This window comes from Crocinitomicaceae bacterium, from assembly GCA_016708105.1.
Lineage (GTDB): Bacteria > Bacteroidota > Bacteroidia > Flavobacteriales_D > Crocinitomicaceae > JADJGJ01.
Genome location: JADJGJ010000001.1, coordinates 1,223,493 through 1,244,378, shown reverse-complemented (window position 1 = coordinate 1,244,378; position 20,886 = coordinate 1,223,493). Strand labels below are relative to the sequence as shown.

Annotated in this window: 19 protein-coding genes; 1 reads left to right on the top strand and 18 read right to left on the bottom strand. The window is 36.1% G+C overall.

From position 1 onward, the window contains the following. Positions 1–466: 466 nt before the first annotated feature. The 11 genes from IPH66_05310 to IPH66_05260 form a co-directional block, all read right to left on the bottom strand. A complete protein-coding gene (locus IPH66_05310; GenBank protein MBK7128771.1) occupies positions 467–1,318 on the bottom strand; it encodes a hypothetical protein in 852 nt (283 codons plus the stop codon). A gap of 30 nt (positions 1,319–1,348) precedes the next feature. Further along, the gene (gene gwsS / locus IPH66_05305; GenBank protein ID MBK7128770.1) at positions 1,349–2,374 is read right to left on the bottom strand and encodes a grasp-with-spasm system SPASM domain peptide maturase; all 1,026 of its coding nucleotides are present in this window, start codon (positions 2,372–2,374) and stop codon (positions 1,349–1,351) included. Positions 2,375–2,578: 204 nt separating this feature from the next. Next, positions 2,579–3,574: a grasp-with-spasm system ATP-grasp peptide maturase gene (gene gwsG, locus IPH66_05300; GenBank protein ID MBK7128769.1), complete on the bottom strand. Its 996-nt coding sequence runs from the start codon at positions 3,572–3,574 to the stop codon at positions 2,579–2,581. Between the two features lie 19 nt (positions 3,575–3,593). Further along, positions 3,594–3,857 (bottom strand): hypothetical protein, encoded by a 264-nt coding sequence (locus IPH66_05295; protein ID MBK7128768.1) that lies wholly within the window; start codon positions 3,855–3,857, stop codon positions 3,594–3,596. A gap of 24 nt (positions 3,858–3,881) precedes the next feature. Beyond that, positions 3,882–4,661: a hypothetical protein gene (locus tag IPH66_05290; protein ID MBK7128767.1), complete on the bottom strand. Its 780-nt coding sequence runs from the start codon at positions 4,659–4,661 to the stop codon at positions 3,882–3,884. A 15-nt stretch (positions 4,662–4,676) separates the two neighbouring features. Continuing rightward, positions 4,677–5,501, bottom strand: a complete 825-nt coding sequence (locus IPH66_05285; GenBank protein ID MBK7128766.1) for a hypothetical protein — start codon at positions 5,499–5,501, stop codon at positions 4,677–4,679. A 41-nt stretch (positions 5,502–5,542) separates the two neighbouring features. Further along, a complete protein-coding gene (locus IPH66_05280; protein ID MBK7128765.1) occupies positions 5,543–5,992 on the bottom strand; it encodes a hypothetical protein in 450 nt (149 codons plus the stop codon). Positions 5,993–6,085: 93 nt separating this feature from the next. Then, on the bottom strand, positions 6,086–6,589 hold the full coding sequence (locus tag IPH66_05275; protein ID MBK7128764.1) for a response regulator transcription factor: 504 nt from the start codon (positions 6,587–6,589) through the stop codon (positions 6,086–6,088). Positions 6,590–7,111: 522 nt separating this feature from the next. Further along, positions 7,112–8,317: a serine hydrolase gene (locus IPH66_05270; protein MBK7128763.1), complete on the bottom strand. Its 1,206-nt coding sequence runs from the start codon at positions 8,315–8,317 to the stop codon at positions 7,112–7,114. 120 nt (positions 8,318–8,437) lie between these two features. Further along, positions 8,438–9,610, bottom strand: coding sequence for a hypothetical protein (locus IPH66_05265; GenBank protein ID MBK7128762.1), 1,173 nt, complete (start codon positions 9,608–9,610; stop codon positions 8,438–8,440). A gap of 302 nt (positions 9,611–9,912) precedes the next feature. Further along, a complete protein-coding gene (locus IPH66_05260; GenBank protein MBK7128761.1) occupies positions 9,913–13,053 on the bottom strand; it encodes a lantibiotic dehydratase in 3,141 nt (1,046 codons plus the stop codon). A 242-nt stretch (positions 13,054–13,295) separates the two neighbouring features. Here IPH66_05260 and IPH66_05255 point away from each other — a divergent pair, with 242 nt between their 5' ends. Then, a complete protein-coding gene (locus tag IPH66_05255; protein MBK7128760.1) occupies positions 13,296–15,029 on the top strand; it encodes a hypothetical protein in 1,734 nt (577 codons plus the stop codon). Here the strand turns inward: IPH66_05255 and IPH66_05250 are convergent. The 7 genes from IPH66_05250 to IPH66_05220 all read right to left on the bottom strand — a co-directional run bounded on the left by IPH66_05250 (position 14,974) and on the right by IPH66_05220 (position 20,850). Further along, entirely contained in the window at positions 14,974–16,143 is a 1,170-nt protein-coding gene (locus IPH66_05250) for a lanthionine synthetase C family protein (protein MBK7128759.1), read from the bottom strand. The two genes, IPH66_05255 and IPH66_05250, sit on opposite strands and share 56 nt — an antisense overlap. Positions 16,144–16,186: 43 nt before the next feature. Beyond that, the gene (locus tag IPH66_05245; protein MBK7128758.1) at positions 16,187–16,426 is read right to left on the bottom strand and encodes a hypothetical protein; all 240 of its coding nucleotides are present in this window, start codon (positions 16,424–16,426) and stop codon (positions 16,187–16,189) included. 24 nt (positions 16,427–16,450) lie between these two features. Further along, positions 16,451–17,230, bottom strand: a complete 780-nt coding sequence (locus IPH66_05240; GenBank protein ID MBK7128757.1) for a hypothetical protein — start codon at positions 17,228–17,230, stop codon at positions 16,451–16,453. Between the two features lie 16 nt (positions 17,231–17,246). Beyond that, positions 17,247–18,071: a hypothetical protein gene (locus IPH66_05235; GenBank protein ID MBK7128756.1), complete on the bottom strand. Its 825-nt coding sequence runs from the start codon at positions 18,069–18,071 to the stop codon at positions 17,247–17,249. Between the two features lie 41 nt (positions 18,072–18,112). Next, a complete protein-coding gene (locus IPH66_05230) occupies positions 18,113–18,562 on the bottom strand; it encodes a hypothetical protein (protein MBK7128755.1) in 450 nt (149 codons plus the stop codon). A 93-nt stretch (positions 18,563–18,655) separates the two neighbouring features. Then, positions 18,656–19,297: a response regulator transcription factor gene (locus IPH66_05225; GenBank protein MBK7128754.1), complete on the bottom strand. Its 642-nt coding sequence runs from the start codon at positions 19,295–19,297 to the stop codon at positions 18,656–18,658. 308 nt (positions 19,298–19,605) lie between these two features. Next, on the bottom strand, positions 19,606–20,850 hold the full coding sequence (locus tag IPH66_05220) for a WG repeat-containing protein (protein MBK7128753.1): 1,245 nt from the start codon (positions 20,848–20,850) through the stop codon (positions 19,606–19,608). Between the last annotated feature and the right edge of the window lie 36 nt (positions 20,851–20,886).

Genomic DNA, 20,886 nt, shown 5'->3' with positions numbered 1-20,886 from the left:
CAGCAGCAAATCATGATCTGGAATCAGTTCTAAAAATTCATACGCGTTACTTTCTCTATCTAAACTCAGACAATTTTATTATTATGAAAAATGATTTATACCGAAAGCATATCTGTAATAGTCCAATAAAATTGGACTAAACAGCTATTGCATCAGCATTTTACCGCCTTACAATTGAACTAAAATATAATTACAAAGGTATTTGCAGATGCTTATGAGGCGGATTAAGATCCGAAATATTGTGTACTAGTGCATGATACCTGTCTGTTTGAGAATATAATCTTTGAATACTAGTTTTACTTTTATTAACACACAGCAAGTTTATGTACCCACGGAATACAGGGAACTTTGACTCCCTTACTTTTTTTAACAACTCTTTTCACAAAAAACAAAGACGCCATCATTTAGAGACAGCCCCAATAAGGGACACACTCGTTTTGCAGACGATCATGATTAGAAGGGCTGGCTATTTAATGCAACTATAATCAACCAAATAAAAATTTAGTCTACTACTATCAATATTTATATAATTCATTTGCACAAAGCCGTACACTGGGTGGAAATATGAAGTCAGAAAGGTCTCTCCGATTTTACTTTTTGCCGAGCTTTGAATGACAAAACATTCCAGATCGCCCAGCGGCGATTCTACGATTTTTTTCGCAGTGATCTCATATTTCATTTCATTAGTTATAGCCCCCTTCCACTCCTTCCACCGCTCATCTGCCCATTGGTCACCGATACTTAACTCCCATGTCCACTTGTTTCCAATTTCGTAGGGTTTTTGAATAAAGGGAAATGGATTTATCTCAAGGATGCCAAATAAAAAGCTGCGAGGTGGATGCATCCATATATTTTTCTCATTTTCGATTACTCCTGTGAATGATGCCTCAACCGGACTTCCGAGCAAAGTATCCGGCCATAAAATATAACAAATTACAGTCTGATCGTAATCAGGTTCTTTCATTGGATTTCCATCCCACACTTCAAGTGTAACTGTTTGTATGGTCAAGGAATCAGCAGTCAAACTATCATTAAACTTCCAGTCATTTAAGCGCCCATCATTATCGTCGCAAGTAACCTTGAATTGATAAGATTGGCCATCTGACGAAATGTATTCGTAACGATATGAAAAGGTACAGCCAACTCGAAAAATGGTGTTATTTTCATTATAACGATTGTGATCACCAAAACTTTCGAATTCTTCTATATAAACACCATCGTTAGACACCAGTTCGTAATCGGATGTGTTATTACATGACAGTATTATAAATGCTGTTATAATAGCAAGATTTGGGTTCAACAGTTGGCTTAACGGCATAACAAGCGCGGTTTTACATCAGCTAGATATTTAGAGACTTTGGATGCCATCTTCCCAAATAGCCAAATAAGGATTATAAGAGCATTTTTTAGGTTTATCAAGGGAATTATCGCTACTTAAAAATGCTCTGCAATCTGTGCAAATGTACCTAAATTCGCAGTCTTTGCAAATAGTAATTTGATCTTTATTTATTTTCCATATCTGTTGAAACCCCGGTGTCATTATGCTATCATACAATCTTGTTGACTTTACGTTGCCGTACACTGATATCATGGATGGACAATTTTTAATATCACCGTTAACATCGATAGATATTTTTTTATTTAAGCATGAGTTAAAATTTTGAGATTCGAGAAATAGATTTTGATCAAGAACAAAATATTCCTTGCTGATGTTTCCGCAGTGAATATGAGAATCGATGAGGTCAGTTATAAATTTAATTGAACACGAATTATTACCTGAAAATTCTGTAATCCTTTCAAATTTTGGTGAAGAATGAACAATAATGTTATTTATTCTGGTAATCGATCTAGCTATATTTTCAAGGTAGTCAATGGAAAAATTATCGGAATACTTTATTATTATTTCTATTGTATTTATACGACTATTGTCCAAAAATCTCAATTTGTCTATCAGATCCTGGTAATTAATAGAGTAAAAAAAACGTAATTGCAAATGTTTGCATCCAAGAGTATCAAGTTGTTTAAATATATCTTCATAATTATGATTTGATGAACCGTCAGCATCTATAATGGAGTTATTTATTAGCTCAGGACTTTCCCAATCTAGGTTTAGCTTTGGAAAAAGTTCAGGATTTGTACACCAGTAGGCGTATTCATTTTCGACTAAGTAATTTAGCCACTCTTCAATTTCCTGATGATTGTCAACGTCGTTTAATGCAAGAATTTGATCTTTAGAATATCCATCATTCTTAATCAAAAGATCAAAAATAATATTTGGGATAAACTTTATTTTTGATCGTTGTATGTCGCAAATAACGCTTCTTCTAAATCCCTTAACCGGTAAACAGGAGGCAAATAGTCTGAATTTTTCCATTATTTACTATAATATCTAGGATTTAGTATTTTCGAAATCGGCTTGAACAATGAATTCAAAAAATGGCGATCTGTTTGGTGGAAATGACTTTTTACCGTTTTTCGGAATTGCCCATTCGTTCCAATATCCCTTACCACAATTTTCGTATAATTTACAGGTGAATTTGCTAGTTTCCAAATAGATTCGATATCATTCTGTGGGTTCTTACTCATTACATACAAGATATTTAGCTATTATTTTTTCAAGTTTATAGTTGCATGGTTCGGAAACCATACCAAATTGACCTACTGGATTAACTTCTAGAAAGACATAGCTTCCGTCAGTTGTATATACCATGTCAATAGATCCTGTATTCAGATTGAGTGATGACATCAACTTAATCAATTTGTCTGAAACATCAACAGGTAACGTAAATGGCACTGTTCGGTTCGGTTTTACGGAATTATACTTTCTAAAATCCGTACTGGTCTGGTTATCCAGTTGAGAAAAAATTGCCATAGAGTAACAAACAGAATTCAGGAAGAATATCCTAATTTCGAAGCTTTTGTGCAATTTTTCCTGAACAAGAGAAGGGAAACAAGAATCATTGCCCTGTAAATCATGGCCTATCAAATCCTCTGTATAGGTTACCCACAATGAAGAATTTATTCCCATATTTTTCACAATTGATAAGTTGTCAACGATAGACTTTGTTATAACAGAATTTCCTTCATCTAGTATTTGACGTACGTCTTTTTTGTCTGTAACAATCCAAGTACGCGGAATATCAATTCCAACAGATTTAGCCAAAAGAAGTACACATAGTTTGTTCAATTGATTATCACTTCTACCAATTGATCTTTTATTTTTTAAAATTGAAGATATTGTCTGGTGCAGTGATTCAAGTTCTCGACTCAAATGATCCTTGACAGTAGTACAAATGGATTCGCTTAATGTTTCCAATGGGATGTCCGGTATATTCATGGGTATAAAACCCCGGCGATACCAAAATGCTGCTATGTCGTCCCCACGGTATTCAAGGTGGTTAACCTCAAAACTTAAGGAGTTAACTCCCTTATAGTCTATCACAAGTTTTTTAAATGCGAACCTAGTATCAGGATTAACTCTAATAGCGATTCCACCAAAATGGTCAATCCAGTCCATCACAATATCAGTCGAAATGTCAATATTCTCACTGATTATTAATATCACTTGAGGCATAAAATTTTAACGCTTTTGATCAGCCAGTAACTTTACTTGCACCTGAACCAAAGGACGACCCATAAGATATATCAGTATCTGGATCGACCCAAGGAATAGATCCATTGCCTGCAGGATCTTGAATCCAACCCCACATTTGAGTTGCTGTAGCCGTTCCGTTAGCCCTAATAATATTGTTCGATCCATTAATCCTTGCCTCTTCATTAGCATACCTATTAACTGAACTCGAGTATCTAACAGTCTTATTCAACGACAACACCACATTAATTTTATTTGTTTTCATAAGTTAAAATTTTAAATTAAATAATCAAGCCACATAATTCCAGTCAGTCCCTTCAGCCTGTATTTTAAAACTATTGGCCACCTGGGTAGATGCCAGTATTGACATGCCTGCCTGCAAATCAAGGTCATCATCAAAGAGAATGGTTCTTTCAAAAGCTTCGTCAATAGATGATAGTGTTTCCGTGTCAACCATTACCTCAGTAAACAAATATTTGGTTGATGCTTTTTGCAAAAAAATTCTGATCATGCCTGAGGTAACTGATACAATAGATTTGATGGTGATTGACCTTATGCTACTGCCTTTATACGTTGCTGGTGTTCCGCATGTGTAAATAGTTCCTAAAGTACCTGTGCCATCTAAATTTGAATTGGCGGTATTTACCAAGGCTCTTCCGTTGTTTGCAGTTGTCTGGGTTGTGTCAGGTCTCACTGATGATGCGTAGTAAGCCCAGTCCATGCCTTCAGCAAAAATATTGAAGGTGTTGGCTTTTTCTGTTGATACTACAATAGCGCTGCCTGACTTCAAGGTCATATCCAGCGTCACCTGTGTTTCAAACGTGGGCGTATTTGCTGAATATCGTGTTGCCGGAACAGGTACTTCTAAAAATATTTTTTCACCAACATAAAAACGTATCATACCCATATCTGTATTTCCAACTGCTTTTATGCTGATTGATTTTACAAGTGTACCATTTGATGCACCGGTAATCAAGGTATAGGTTGTGCCACCACCATCCAAATTTGAATTGGCGGCTGATATGGTGACAATACCCGTGTTTGCTGTATATTGTGTTTCTTCTGCCATAAGGTATTGTTTTTTTTAAGCTGGATATTTCCAGTCCATGGCATCCACCACGCCTGATACATTTTGCCCTGCTGTTGATTCTATGGTTGCACAAATTTTATAACCGGCCTGAATTTGAAGCGTACTCAGAAAAGGTATTACCCAATGATAACTTTGGAAAGTAGCTGATGCATCAACCGGGAAGAGTGGAATTTCAGTAAACAAAAATGTATTGGATGCGCCCGTGCCGGTGTTTTGAATAAATAATCTCAGCATACCACGTGTTACATCAGTATATGCTTTCAGGCTGATGGAATTAATAGCTAGCCCTTTCCAGCCAGACCCTGATGCACCGGCAGTAACCAAAGTAGCCAGAGTTCCTGAACCATCTAACGCTGTGTTTTGTGTAGTGATTGTTGCCGCACCGGTGTTGGCAGTATAATTTGTACTCTCTGGTCGTACAGAACTTGCGTAGTAAGCAAAATCAAGTCCTTCAGCAATTACATTAAAGCCTGTTGCATTTTGTGTGGACGCTTTTAATACATGACCTGACTCCAATTTGAAGTTGAGTGGAATTACTGTTTCAAACGTGGCATCCGTTGAAGATTGTCCCATTGCCGGAATGTCAACTTCTTTAAGTAAAAGTGTTGATGAACCATCATAGATGAATAATCTCACCATACCCTGAGATGTACTACCACTGCCCGTGTCAGTAGCTTTGATTATTACATTTTTAATGAGTGTTCCGTTAGATGCTCCGGTGATTACGGTGCCCAAAGTGCCGGTACCATCTAAATTAGAATTTGCGGTTGATATTTTTACCAAACCGGTGTTAGCGGTGTACTGCGTTTCTGCTGCCATACTGATTATAGATTAATAAATTGAATAGTGTATTGATTGGATTAAGGAAAAGTAATATCAAGTCCTTCTGCAATGACCACCGTTGCATTGGCAACATCCGTGGTTGCTTTTAAATAGTATTCGTATTTGAGCATATAATCAACCTCCATGCTCACCGCAAAAGTTTGCTGTACTGAACCCTGTTCAACTGCCGGAATTTCAATTTCAGCAATCAAGTCTTTATTTCCGCTTTTATCTTCAACAAAGAGTCTCACCATGCTTCTGACAACACTGACGCGTGTTTTTACAGTAATTGTTTTGATCAGCGTTCCGTTTGCTGAACCAGATTGGAGGACTGTGTAATAAGCTAATCCGCTGCCGTCTAATTTTGTGTTGGCAGATGTCATTACAACAACTCCAGTGTTGGCGGTGTACTTGGTTCGTTGTCCTATTTCAGGTTGATAAACATACTCTAAGGAGTTGCTTAAGTATTGATTGTTGTTGAATACCATGATGCTCTTTTTGATATGTGTAAAGTTGATACACATATTGAGAATCATCTTTAGGGTTTACTATAAATTTCAATAGGGTGTTCCCTATTTTTTTTATTTGAAATCAGGTGATATGATATGATGCTTGATCAACAAGCAAATTACGTCACGAAATTTTTTCACATCCGTTTTATGGATTAGTTTATTTTTTATTGCTTCAACTGTCTTTACTGAAACATTCAACCTATCAGCAATTTCTTTATTTTGATATTGCAGGTAACTAAGTGCTGTTACTTTAATTTCCCGTTCAGTTAGCGCATTGATAAGCGTTGAATTTTGATCAGGGTGAACCTGTATCATTTCTTTTGTATTGTATGGATAATAAAAGTCCACGTCTATTAGTGCATACATGGCGTCAGAGAGTGCCTGCATTCCGTCGTTCTTATTCACATAACCATTCATGCCTGCACTAAATAATTTTTGTAGCAACAGTTTATCGTCAAGTAAACTCCAACCAAGTATTTTAGTATTTGGAGCAAGCGCCTTCAGGGATTTAAAAAAAGTAATTTGATCAGAAACAGACCAGTAAAAATCAGATATCACCAAATGAGTTTTCAAACTGGAAATTTGATTTATGATTGCATCTTTACAAGTGCTTTCAAAGACCAACTCAAAACCAAGTTGGTCATTTTTGCATATTGATTTACATACATCAACATACGTTCTGCTGGATTCACAGAGAATAAATTTTATCATAGCTTGGGTCAAATGATGGAGAAAGTTTTGCGAAATATGTGATTAGATTCTATGATCTAAATCACCCCCCCCCCCCATGATTTTCAAAGATTTAACACAAATAAACAACGTAATTTTTTGCCTTTATATAATACCGAATTCTATATGAACAACTAATACGATATCAAGAGAACAGCAAATGATTTAACTTAACCAAACTACTATTTCCACGCCGAACTTTTGATTGTACTTTCGTGATGACACAGATTTTCACCTATCTGTGAATTGTTCGGTCTCTCCGGTTTGAGTTTTCACTCCGGGGAGATTTTTTAAACCTCTTTGAAAACAAAAAGTAATGTATGTGTGTTTCATTCCACAACATGTCTAAAACCAATTGAGCCGACACTAGTCCTCTTTTAGAATATTTGTAACTAAGCGCTCAAAATTCAGAAAATTTTCCTCACCCACTGCGAAATTGTTTTTATTACTAAAACTGCGATAACTGATTGTTCTTACTCCGACTATCTTTGATGTTAGATCAATAACCAGATAATTTCCAAGCCAACCTCTGGCAGAGATCGACCTTATTTCCCCCTTAAACACCTGTCTTGTAATTTTATTTTCGGGAGAAACATGTTTATATATATACGCTAAATTATTTGGTCCTAGGATTGTAACCAACTTCCACCAGTAGTTTAATATTTCCTCATGATATCTGTAATAAATTAGTGGTTTTGAATTGTACTCTTTCAATAATAACTCAAGGTGAGAAATCAACGAAAATGACGCGCCGAGGCGACATAATTCCTCTAGAATTTCAGTCTTATAACACAATTCTGTTTGATCATAAGTCAGCCACCATAAATATCCATAGTCTGATTTGTTTTTACCAGGTGTTGTGATCTTCTTAATATTTTCTTTAGATAAAATTTGCTGACCGTTGAACAAACCATCATTGGCGATAAGAATGCCAATTTTTACAAAATCACTTGCTTTAAGTTGACATCCAGCCATACCCATGGGATTCCCCGATGAATCAAGTGCCCATTTAAATTCTTCAATTCCAAGTGGCTTAAAGATTCTATCTGCAATGTAGTAATCCATGCGCCTTCCAGTGGCAATTTCAATTATCCCAGAAAGTAAATTCGTAGATTTATTATTGTATCTGAATTTTTCGCCTGGAATTTCAACCAGATCTGATGAAAGTGCTAAATCAATAAAATTGTTGCTGGGGTATATTTCTATGTTTGTGTTACGATAATCCTGCAGGCCAGAAGTCATTGTCAGCAAATGTTCAAGGGTGACATTTTTTTTTAGACCACAATTCCATTCTGGATAAAAAACATACACTGGTGTTTGGATACTGTCTATCAACTCATCTTCCAACAAACAGATAACAGCCAATGCTACAATGCCCTTAGTACAGGACATCAATTCTGTGAGAGAATCCGGATGTCCAACTCCAAAATATTCTTCAATAACAAGGCTGTCTGCTTGGTAAATAATCAAAGCTTCTGTATACAATCGTTCAGCTTCATTCACTAAAAATTCCAATTTTACTGAATCAACTTTTTGTGACCAGGCAGGTTTGCTCAAAAGTGCTACTAACAATATTAATAAGGAGATTTTTTGCAATCGAAATGTTTTGATAATTATAAATTCAACTAAGTTCATTCAATCCTCACAATAAAGATATGACTATTGAAAGAACTGCGAGCAATTAACTATGTGCTATAGAAGCAGTAATTTATCCCAACTATAGTCTTTGTCTGATGTACATGATAAGATTCCAAGAGCTATGCCAGAAGCACCATTTAAAAGACCAGAGTCTGACTGCCACCCTTCACGCTGACTGTTCGTAATTCTTTTTTTAAACCCTCCAATTCCGTCGGTAAAAATCTTGAAATCCTCTGTGTTTTGAGTCCATTTTTCGCATTGGTCTTGAAATTTTAAAATTTTAGTATTAAGATACATGCGCTTGTACATTAATGCTGTTCCCATAGATCCATGGCAAAGACCTGCGTCTGGAACTAGTCTCGTGATGTCTTCATCGGTTATAGAGCATTGATTAAATATGCCTATGGCTTCCTCTTTCAGCACATTATCATTCAAAGCGTCACCTGCGTGCCAAAGAGCGCTTGCCACACCGAGGTCTCCGTTACACCATGCATATTTACTATGCCCGAATATCACTGAATTGTCACCCAACTTTGTATGTGCAGATTCAGTCGACAAATTATTTATATTTTGCAGAAACTCAACGCACCCTGAGAGCAAGTCTTTAGTTTCTGGTTTACCCAACCCATTTAATATTATTAGGGACAATAAATGAATTTTACTCGCTTGTCCATGCGCTAAACCATAATTTATTTGTCTGGGCTTTCTGCTATAGCCACGCCAATGCTCATTTATCCAATAATTTCCTTCACTTGATTTCTTTGATAGACTGAGCAAGCCATAAAGGAGTTCTTCAAGATGCGGAACAGCAGTTTTGCTTTGCCTGATTCTTTCAAGTAGGTACAAAATTGTTCCAGATGAGCCATATAAAAAATCGTGATTATTTATATCAAGATCTTTCGACGCCATTCGAAAACTGAATTCGTCAACATCTTCTAAAAAATTTTTGAAGTCTGCATCAATTAACCTATTTACGCAGAGGTGATTTACCAACCACCCTAAGCCTGTAAGTCCAGATCCAAAATCATAATTGATCTCGCTTGAAATTAGCAAATGGTCTATATTTGAGAATAGGTTATTCAGTTTTGAGGAATGATCATTATTGCTATAATATTGATCGTAGGCTAAACACAACACTTTTCCAATTCCGCCGTCATCCATGAGCGAGATACTGAAGTCATCTGATTCGTATAAATCACAAATGATATCATTAATAAGATGCCTCATTGTTTACTAGATGCAACGAAGGATACTAAATATGTGTACTAGCTGCACAAGACATAGGACACGGATCACTTATTTGACATGCGGTTGTGGGTTCACAGATATGTTTAGTTACTTTTACAAGTGGTCCTCCAGCACATTTTGCTCCGCTGACTTGAGTGATCTCGTCATTATTATTTCCATAATGATATCTTGTTACCACCGTCTTATTCAACGACAACACCACATTAATTTTATTTGTTTTCATACCGCTACATTTGATGTAAGTGTAAAAAATATTTTTTACCTAACTGTTAGGGATTTCCCTAATTAGTAGATTTTTCTTTTTCCCTACGTATAGGTGTGCTTTCTCGGGCTAGTAACGAAATCTTACGTTTCAACAACATATTATAGGCAATTGCTTCCGTTCTGCGTTGATCACCTGACATAAACCGGTTTACAAACATGTGAATGTAACTTGACACTAGTTCAGTAAAAAGAATTTGAGAAGCGCTGTTGTCAAGCCTTGTTTTAACCGAAATTATCATCTCAAGTAATTTCTTGCTTCTTTTTACAATTAGCTGATGTAATTCTGGAAATTCAGTATGGTGATTAGAAAAATAGTCGTCGGTTTTTTTTCTGGTTGATCTGAATTTTTGATCTAACTGAACCATCCCTTTGTTTGTAAAACCAAATTCCACGTTGTATCTGTCCGAAATTTGCTCAAGAAAATATTTCTGTGCTAATTGGTCAGGAAACGCAATACACACCATCTCTTCCATCAGTACTAATAAAGTTAGCCACCTCTCACCATTACGACCTGTTTGATTCATCCATTGTAAAATATTCAGGCTGGTTTCACTATCTGCATGAAACAAACTTTCGGATAACTCCATGGTTGATTCTCCATACCGCTCAATTTCTCGCACATAAGTATCCTTTTGAATTTTAATGGATTCATGGTTGAATACAGAATTCTGAAATGCTTCAAAAATCAGTTCATCAATTTTTAAACGAGAATCAACCGAATGCGCGTAAAATCGTATTCGAATATGATGATCGGGATCAGCGTAGCGGATAAAAAACCACTTTTCAGCCAGTTTTAACGTATCACAAATTTCTGTACTCAATGGATAAACTAGTTCCAATAAAATACGCTCTGCCGTTTTTTCACCACAATATATCTTATAATAAATCCATTCTGATCCCGGAATGAAAGTTCTTTTCAGCTCATTAAATAAAGGGTTACTGACTGGTATTGAAGTAGGATTCTGTCTCAGTACAGGTGCAATAAATTCATTCGTGTATCCTGATTCATCTGAACTAACAACAAATGGGTTCTTAAGATCAAATAAAAATTCTTTCAGAATAATATTTTTACGTGTCGAAATTTCAGACAGAAATAAATCAATCATCAGGCTTTGATCAGGCGCCAAATGAATTAATAGATCATTATCACCTTCACTGAGATAAAATCTGTCAGGAATGCGCCACTTTTTTTTCCACTCGAATAATTTCTCTAGTTGATCAGGTGCTTTCCATGAAATTATTGCCTGAATATCATCTCTGTTAAACTGCCAGGTTGCAGGAAATAGTATCACCTTCTCAAATACTGCGGCTGGAAGAAATTTTAGTTGATGTTGTATATTTCCCCAGCTGAATGAAGTCCCTGGCTGAACATCCTGTGCCTGAAAATCACAAAGAAAATGATAGATAGGCAGTGCATTATAGCTATAATTATGCGCGTTGGACAGCCTGGGCAAAACTTCCCTGCCATGTTTTTTTGACCAAAGCACAAGACGTGAGTTTTGCATCTGCAAGTAAAGATCAGATAATTCAATCACATACTCTTTGGCTAAAGAACTTGATGCAAGATATGGAATTTCAAACTTCCTGAAAGAGGGACGCAATAAGACATTCCCCGTTCTGTTTTCAGGTAGGTGTACAATCTCTGCCAGAATTCTGTTCTCATTTAACTTCTCTTCGTGTGAAACTATTTGCCTTACCAGCTGATTAATCTCATCTGAGCCCGAAGCGAATCTTCCTAAAATAGACGTTGAGCTAGGACCCCAGATGCCCTTCAGTAATATATTGAACGATGAAAAGTCTTTATTCAGTACACTGAAATGAACAGCCATAGAATCAGGAAAGGCAGCCTTCTTGTCATCAAATGATTTTAGAGAATTTTTATCAAAAGAAACAGTATAGGAATTATTCGTTACAGCTTCAAGGAGTTTTGATTCAAGAAACTGTTGAATTTCATGATGCCTGATCGTAGTTTCATCGCTTATTATCGTGGTGATTATGCCTTCGGTAAGTTCATTTACATCATTCGTTCTTTTTAAGGTACTTCCATAACCCAATCCAAATTCATTGTCCATCACTTCTAAAAGTGGTACTGCTCTGGTATCATATTTTTTTGTGAATTCAGAAATAAAATTTTGCAAATTCAGATTTGTCGATCTCCCATTAATTTTACATAGAAAGTGAATTGCCTCAATAAGACTCTTTTGAGTTGATACGGGAAGCCCAACAACATTGTGTTGCCCAGTATTATGGATAAATGTGTCAACCTGAAACAACTTGGAATTATCTAGTTCAATTGGATAATATTTCAGGAGTAAAATCACCTTGTCATAAGCTGATTTTTCATTGACGAGATTTGTATCTAAACAGTTTATTGCATCTAATATGAGTTCGAGTTGTTTGATTTCAGAAAGCAGCGCATTATTTTCAGGCTTTCTGGAGTAAACCCTTTGCAGTTTTACAATGAGGTCAGCCAATAATTCATCACCGCTGACAGAAACCTCCAATTCACTGACCAAAATCTGATTCAGAACTAATTCTTCAATGAACTTTTTTGCGCTTTCAAGGTCAATATCGACTGACACTAATTGTTGCACTAGTTCATGAATAGTTGCTCCATCATTAGCACGTTGAAGAATTTTTTCAAGATACACTGAATAGTCAACTTCACTCAAGACATGTTTACGCTGGTTATTTTTATAAAAGTATTCTGTAAAACGCAATTTGTCCAGTAGAATTGAAACACTATTATTCCTGAAAAAATACAATTCACTTTTGATTTGAGGTAATGATGCAAGATGCTGCTGCAAAGCCACTGAAAAGTGCATGTCCAGTCTGGTTGATCGTGAATGATTGGTGCCAATGATGCCATTACCTTGTTCAACCCAATTGGCTACTGTGCATGCTGAAAAAAGTCCGAATGGTGTGCAACGGTAACTTGCCCTTTGAAAATATTTTAATAATGATCTGACGAGTTTTTTATTAGGTTCTGAATTTATATTTTCATCCTTAAATCGACAAGCCTCGTCAAACAAAACAGGACTGGCTATTTGAATGCCTTCCATAAAAAATGTGTCATGCATTATTTCATTCAGCAAAAATTTTTTCTCAGCAGGTAGAACCGGCAACCTGAGAAAAATACGATCAGTAAATTTGAGCATATACACTGCTTATTCCATGTAGCGGCGTAATGTAATGCTTGCACGGCAATAAATTATTAGGGAAAACCCTAATTCGGTTGGCACAAAGAGGAATAACTATATCTCTAAATTAGGTGAAATTATTATCATCTATCGTGTGAGAAATATTAATAATTGAATAACTTACTTGGTTTAGGAAATTCCCTTACAAAATGTCATTCAAATGTCCTACCTTTCGATACTTAATTTAAATCTATGATGCAATGCGATATGTTTTTTGTATTTCGTTTATTATCCTCTCCAAATTTTCGATAGCCCAAGCAAATCCAACGGAAACTGAAAAGTTAGCAATTACATGCAAAGTATGGGGATTTTTAAAATATTATCATCCTCAAGTTGCGACAGGTAAATACGACTGGGATGCTGCACTACTAAATTTTTTAAATTACGTTTATATATCTAAAACATGGAACGAATTAAACAATTATGCCTTTGCGGGAATTGTGTCGCTGGGTCCAATTCCAAGATGCGAAGACTGTGATTCGGTAAATCCTAACTGGTTTAATAAAAATTTTGATCTTAGCTGGACAGATAATAATCAAATATTTACTTTGAAAAATATTTTTTTACTTGACTACATAGAAAAAAATAGAACTCACGGTAAAAATTTTTATGCTCTGAGGACGCAAACCGGAAATGTTGATGTTAGCAATGAGAAAAGCTACGATGGCTGCGTCTTTCCAAGTAAACGATTAAGAATTTTGAACCTATTCCGATATTGGAATATTGTTGAGTACTTTTTCCCTTATAAATATCAAATGGATATAAACTGGGATACGACATTATTCTATACGATTCCACATTTTTTGAGTGTTAATGACACCGTTGATTATCATATGGCATGGCTTGAACTTATAGCTAAACTCAATGATAGTCATGCTTTTTTCGCTTCCAAGTATACGTTTGAATATTACGGTGAAAAGTGGGCTCCAGTTGCAACAAAGATCATCGAAGATAAAGTTGTCATCACGTCGTATTATGATCAAAGTCTTGCTATTGAAAATGACTTGCGAATTGGTGATATTATACTGAAAGTTGATAATGTCAAGATTCAAGACTTGGTTGATCAAAATATGAAGTATGTTGCTGCCTCCAATCAAGCTGTCAAAAAGAGAGATATTTGTAAATACTTGCTAAATGGGAGCACAGAATCCACAGTGTTGGAAATCTTGCGTGACAACAATAAGTTAATGAGAAAAATAAAACGATATGAGTTTGGATATTTTAAAAATGAAAAAGAAAAATCATATCCGAATTCATGGAGGATAATCGAGAAAAACATTGGCTATGTTAATATGGGCAACGTTAAATTGAATGAAGTAAGTAAAATCATGAATAATTTATTACATTCTCAATCAATTATTTTCGATCTTCGGAATTATCCGAATGGCACAATGTATGAATTTGCGTCTTGGTTTCTTAATAAACCTGTCCCGTTTGCTTACTTCACAGAACCCGATTTTACCTACCCTGGCAGATTCGTTCGAACCCAACCATATTACTGTGGAAAACGACAAGATGACACCACCAAAATATTCCATGGTGACGTAATATTACTTATTAATGAACTAACTCAGAGTCATGCGGAATTTAACGCAATGTGCTTTCAAACTTTTCCAAATTGCACAGTAATTGGAAGCCAAACAGCAGGTGCTGACGGCAATATCTCCAAAATTAAATTCTTATACACATTTGAAACATATATGTCTGGTATCGGTGTTTACTATCCTGATGGCCGAGAGACCCAGAGATGCGGAATTATACCTGATATCGTCGTCGAACCAACAATTTTAGGAGTTAAATATGGACGAGATGAGCTTCTCCTTTACGCATTAAAATTTCTCCGAGAAAAAGTAAATATTATGAAGCCTGTGAGAGTGTCTATGACAATAACAGACATTGATCCCAATTGTAGTGCCTATTTTCGAGGCAACTAAGTATACCTAATGCAATACCTGAAGCCCCTTCGAGAAGGCCAGAGTCGTTCTGCCACCCGCCGTATTTGAGACTGTACTTAGTCTTGAATCCACCAATCCCATCATTAAAATTTGCATACTCGCAAGAATTCCATAACCAGAAATTACTTTCATCTTTTAATGATTTTATGCCAGTGGACATGTACATCCTATTGTACATTAATGCTATTCCTACAGTACCATGGCAAATTCCAGCATCTACGATCGAGGTCTGTTCTGGTTTTCTTCTTCCGATTGACATTTTAAACAAATTCACGGCTTGATTTTGAATATCAGTATTGTTAAGCGCATCACCAGCTCTCCAAAGGGCGATTCCAATACCAAGATCACCGTAACACCAAGCCATGCGTGAATCCCTGTCAGAATCATTGTCAAGTAAGACATCAGGATAAAATGATCTCCCTAATTTCTTTTTTTTTGCACTAAGTAAAAAATCGCAACATCTCTTCAGAGAGTCTCTAATTTTTTCTTCACTTAGACCTAATCGAACGGCATTGGACAATAAAACAATCTTAGATGCTAACCCATGAGCCAAACCGAGATTAATTATTCTAAGATTTTCACCATCTTCTGCGGGATCATCAATCCAGTACATTCCATTTAAGTCTATACATGAAGTTTTAATCAACTGTAAAATTAAATCCGAAATGATATTTGGATTACTTAATTTTTTTAATCGACTCAATAAGTAAATACAATTTCCAGTTGCCCCGTGCAAGAAATCATGTTTATTACTCTTTAAAAGATTAATACAATTGTATATAGCAATTTTATCAACATCGACAAGGAATTGAGAAAATTTCTTGTCGATTATTTTTATTTCAATCAAATGATTAATAAGCCAACCTAACCCAACCAATCCTGAGCAAAAAGAAGAGTGTACCAATGGCCTATTTACTAAATCAGATATTTGGTGAAAGTGGGTATTAAGTACGTTTCCATGATCGTGATTTTGCATTAGTTGATCGTATGATAATAAAAGTAAAGGACCTAACCCATTATCTCCCATGAGTTCGATGTTACTTATTTTCTGATCTATCAGATCAGATACTATTCTATCTACCGTTTCATTCACAAGCCATGCTTGTTGTTCGAGAATTTGTATTTTAACGGGAAATCTAGCAACAGGGTGCGGTATAGTCTGAATGTGTATAGTTAGGTGAATCTATCCAAATACAATGTTCAGCCGCCGGTTTGGATCTTCGTGTAAATCCCACAGTTTTTAAAGTTTTCCCGGTAGTAGCACCCACTGCACATTCTGTACCACTTGCCTTGATAATGTGATTCCACTCGTTTTCAAATGTTGTCACCACCGTCTTATTCAACGACAACACCACATTAATTTTATTTGTTTTCATAAGTTAAAATTTTAAATTAAATAATCAAGCCACATAATTCCAGTCAGTCCCTTCAGCCTGTATTTTAAAACTATTGGCCACCTGGGTAGATGCCAGTACTGACATGCCTGCCTGCAAATCAAGGTCATCATCAAAGAGAATGGTTCTTTCAAAGGCTTCGTCAATAGATGATAGTGTTTCTGTGTCAACCATTACCTCAGTAAACAAATATTTGGTTGAGGCTTTTTGCAAAAAAATTCTGATCATGCCTGAGGTAACTGATACAATAGATTTGATGGTGATAGACCGAATGCTACTACCTTTATACGTTGCTGGTGTTCCGCAAGTGTAAATAGTACCTAAAGTACCTGTGCCATCTAAATTTGAATTGGCGGTATTTACCAAGGCTCTTCCGTTGTTTGCAGTTGTCTGGGTTGTGTCAGGTCTCACTGATGATGCGTAGTAAGCCCAGTCCATGCCTTCAGCAAAAATATTGAAGGTGTTGGCTTTTTCTGTTGATACTACAATAGCGCTGCCTGACTTCAAGGTCATATCCAGCGTCACCTGCGTTTCAAACGTGGGTGTGTTAGCTGAATATCGTGTTGCCGGAACAGGTACTTCTAAAAATATTTTTTCACCAACATAAAAACGTATCATACCCATATCTGTATTTCCAACTGCTTTTATGCTGATTGATTTTACAAGTGTACCATTTGATGCACCGGTAATCAAGGTATAGGTTGTGCCACCACCATCCAAATTTGAATTGGCGGCTGATATGGTGACAATACCCGTGTTTGCTGTATATTGTGTTTCTTCTGCCATAAGGTATTGTTTTTTTTTAAGCTGGATATTTCCAGTCCATGGCATCCACCACGCCTGATACATTTTGCCCTGCTGTTGATTCTATGGTTGCACAAATTTTATAACCGGCCTGAATCTGAAGCGTACTCAGAAAAGGTATTACCCAATGATAACTTTGGAAAGTAGCTGATGCATCAACCGGGAAGAGTGGAATTTCAGTAAACAAAAATGTATTGGATGCGCCCGTGCCGGTGTTTTGAATAAATAATCTCAGCATACCACGTGTTACATCAGTATATGCTTTCAGGCTGATGGAATTAATAGCTAGCCCTTTCCAGCCAGACCCTGATGCACCGGCAGTAACCAAAGTTGCCAGTGTTCCTGAACCATCCAGCGCTGTGTTCTGTGTTGTAATTGTTGCAGCACCTGTGTTGGCGGTATAATTTGTACTCTCTGGTCGTACAGAACTTGCGTAGTAAGCAAAATCAAGTCCTTCAGCAATTACATTAAAGCCGGTTGCGTTTTGTGTGGACGCCTTTAATACATGACCTGATTCCAATTTGAAGTTGAGTGGAATTACTGTTTCAAACGTGGCATCCGTTGAAGATTGTCCCATTGCCGGAATGTCAACTTCTTTAAGTAAAAGTGTAGATGAACCATCATAGATGAATAATCTCACCATACCCTGTGAGGTACTACCGCTGCCCGTGTCGGTAGCTTTAATTATTACATTTTTGATGAGTGTTCCGTTAGACGCTCCGGTGATTACGGTGCCTAAAGTACCGGTACCATCTAAGTTAGAATTTGCGGTTGATATTTTTACCAAACCGGTGTTAGCTGTGTACTGCGTTTCTGCTGCCATACTGATTATAGATTAATAAATTGAATAGTGTATTGATTGGATTAAGGAAAAGTAATATCAAGTCCTTCTGCAATGACCACGGTTGCATTGGCAACATCCGTGGTTGCTTTTAAATAGTATTCGTATTTGAGCATATAATCAACCTCCATACTCACTGCAAAAGTTTGTTGTATTGAACCCTGTTCAACTGCCGGAATTTCAATTTCCGCAATCAAATCTTTGTTTCCGCTTTTATCTTCAACAAAGAGTCTAACCATGCTTCTGACAACGCTCACGCGTGTTTTTACAGTAATTGTTTTGATCAGCGTTCCGTTGGCTGAACCAGATTGGAGGACGGTGTAATATGTACCTAATCCGCCGTCTAATTTTGTGTTAGCCGCTGTCATTACAACAACCCCTGTGTTGGCTGTGTATTTGGTTCTTTGTCCTATTTCAGGTTGATAAACATACTCTAAGGAGTTGCTTAAGTATTGATTGTTGTTGAATACCATGATGCCTATTTTTATGTGTGTAAAATTTGAACACAAAAAGGAAAACATCATTAGGGCGCACCATAAATTTGAATGGGGTATTCCCTATTTTTATTATTTGAAATCCGGTTTGATAATTTGATGCTTGATCAACAAGCAAATTACGTCACGAAATTTTTTGGCATCCAATTTATGGATTAGTTTATTTTTTATTGATTCAACTGTCTTCACTGAAACATTCAACCTATCAGCAATTTCTTTATTTTGATATTGCAGGTAGCTAAGTTCTGTGATTTTAATTTCTCTTTCGGTTAATTCATCAATAAGTATTGTATTTTGATCAGATTTATAACCGATCATTTCTTTTGTATCGTATGGATAATAAAAATCCGCTTGTGTTAGTCCATGCATGGCGTCAGTGAGCACTTGTATTCCGTCATTCTTATTCACATAACCATTCATACCTGCACTAAATAATTTTCGTAGAAAAAGTTTATCATCAATTTGACTCCAACCGAGAATTTTGGTGTATGGCGAGATTGCTTTCAGGGTTTTAAAAAAAGTAATTTGCTCAGAAACTGACCAGTAAAAATCAGATATGACCAAATGTGTTTTCAGACTTGAAATTTGATTTATTATTTCATCTTTACAAATGCTTTCAAACACCAACTCAAAACCAAGTTGGTCACTTTTGCATATTGACTTACATACATCAACATACAACCTGTTGGATTCACAGAGAATAAATTTTATCATAGGTTGGGTCAAATGATGGAGAAAGTTTTGTGAAATATATACTTAGATTCTATGATCTAAATCACCCCCCCCCCTATGATTTTCAAAGATTTAACACAAATATACCATGTGATATTTGGCTTTTATATAATACCGGATTCTACATGAAGTACCGATGCGAAATTGGTAGAATAACAAATGATTTAACCTGAAAAAACCGCTATTTCCACGCCGAACTTTTGATTGTATTTTCGTGATGACACAGATTTTCACCTATCTGTGAATTGTTCGGTCTCTCCGGTTTGAGCTTTCACTCCGGGGAGATTTTTTTACGGTGCGGTCATTTCACAAAGACAACTTTTGCCTTCGCCGCTCACTTTTTCAATTAATTTTCCGGTATGATCAAAACGATAGAGTGTGCCTGCTTTTTTAAATTCAATGTACCAATTATCCGGTGCGTAATAGGACAAGGCGCAAACGCATTCGTATTCAAAAGGAATAATAATTTCATTGGTGAGTGAAATGAGACCGTATTTTCCATTTTTCACCGCATAATAACACTTGAATGAAGGATCTGATTTTAATCGTGGTCCATATTCAATAGATGTATAACTATTTGGAATAATGATTTTCATATCCAGATCCATCACGCCCCATTTATAATTTTGTTTGAAAAAATAAACATCTCCTTCACGTGACAATGCCTGATATTTTTCTGAAATAGCTTCAAATTTTTCATTCACAAACCAGGTATAATTTTCATCAGCCACTAAATTTTTTGGACCAAGAATCATCGGTAGGGTTTCATATTTCATGGTAACGGTAATCTGGTTTTGACTATTGATAAATCCTTTCTTTTTTCCATTTTGAATAAAGATGAAATTATCATTCCATACATAATCATTCATCCATTCATAGTTGAATGGAACAACTGTTTTACCCAAATAATTCACCACACCGCATTTGTCTAGTTCATTTTCAAGGGGCAATAATCCCGATGGATTAAACCGGAAGTTCAGCATTTTATAAGTGACACTCTCATACTTCATGGGTAATAAAACTTTAAAATCAGAATTGATAATGCCAAACTTTATTTTGTCAGCAGATACTAACAAACTTCCTTTGTAATCATCCATGATAAAAAATGAAGTGTCAAGATTCATCAGTGAATCATAGCGCGAAACAGTAGAACCAATTTTATAACGCAAGATGTCAAGCGTATCTTTCAAATTTTCAAACACAAGAAAATGACCTGATTTACGTTGCTCCACCGGACCGTTAAAAATAAAATCAGAACTTGCTGTTCCGTCAGCTTGAATGATTGCCCATTTTCCATTCTTTGAAGCTGAATAAAAACCACGTTGACTTTTGCGGGCATGATAATACAATATTGTGCTGTCTTCAGCATACACGGGTTTGCACCAGCATTGTTCAAACGCAACAAGTCCGGCTCGTTCGGATAATGCCGAATCTTTATACATCTCAAAACCCGACTCTGTTTTTTTAAAATATTGCCCGAACGAAATGCCGGTATAAAAAAAAGCTGCTAATAGAATAATTTCTTTCATGTTCATGATAAACCAAATAGTGTCACTTTGCAGTCAGGTGAA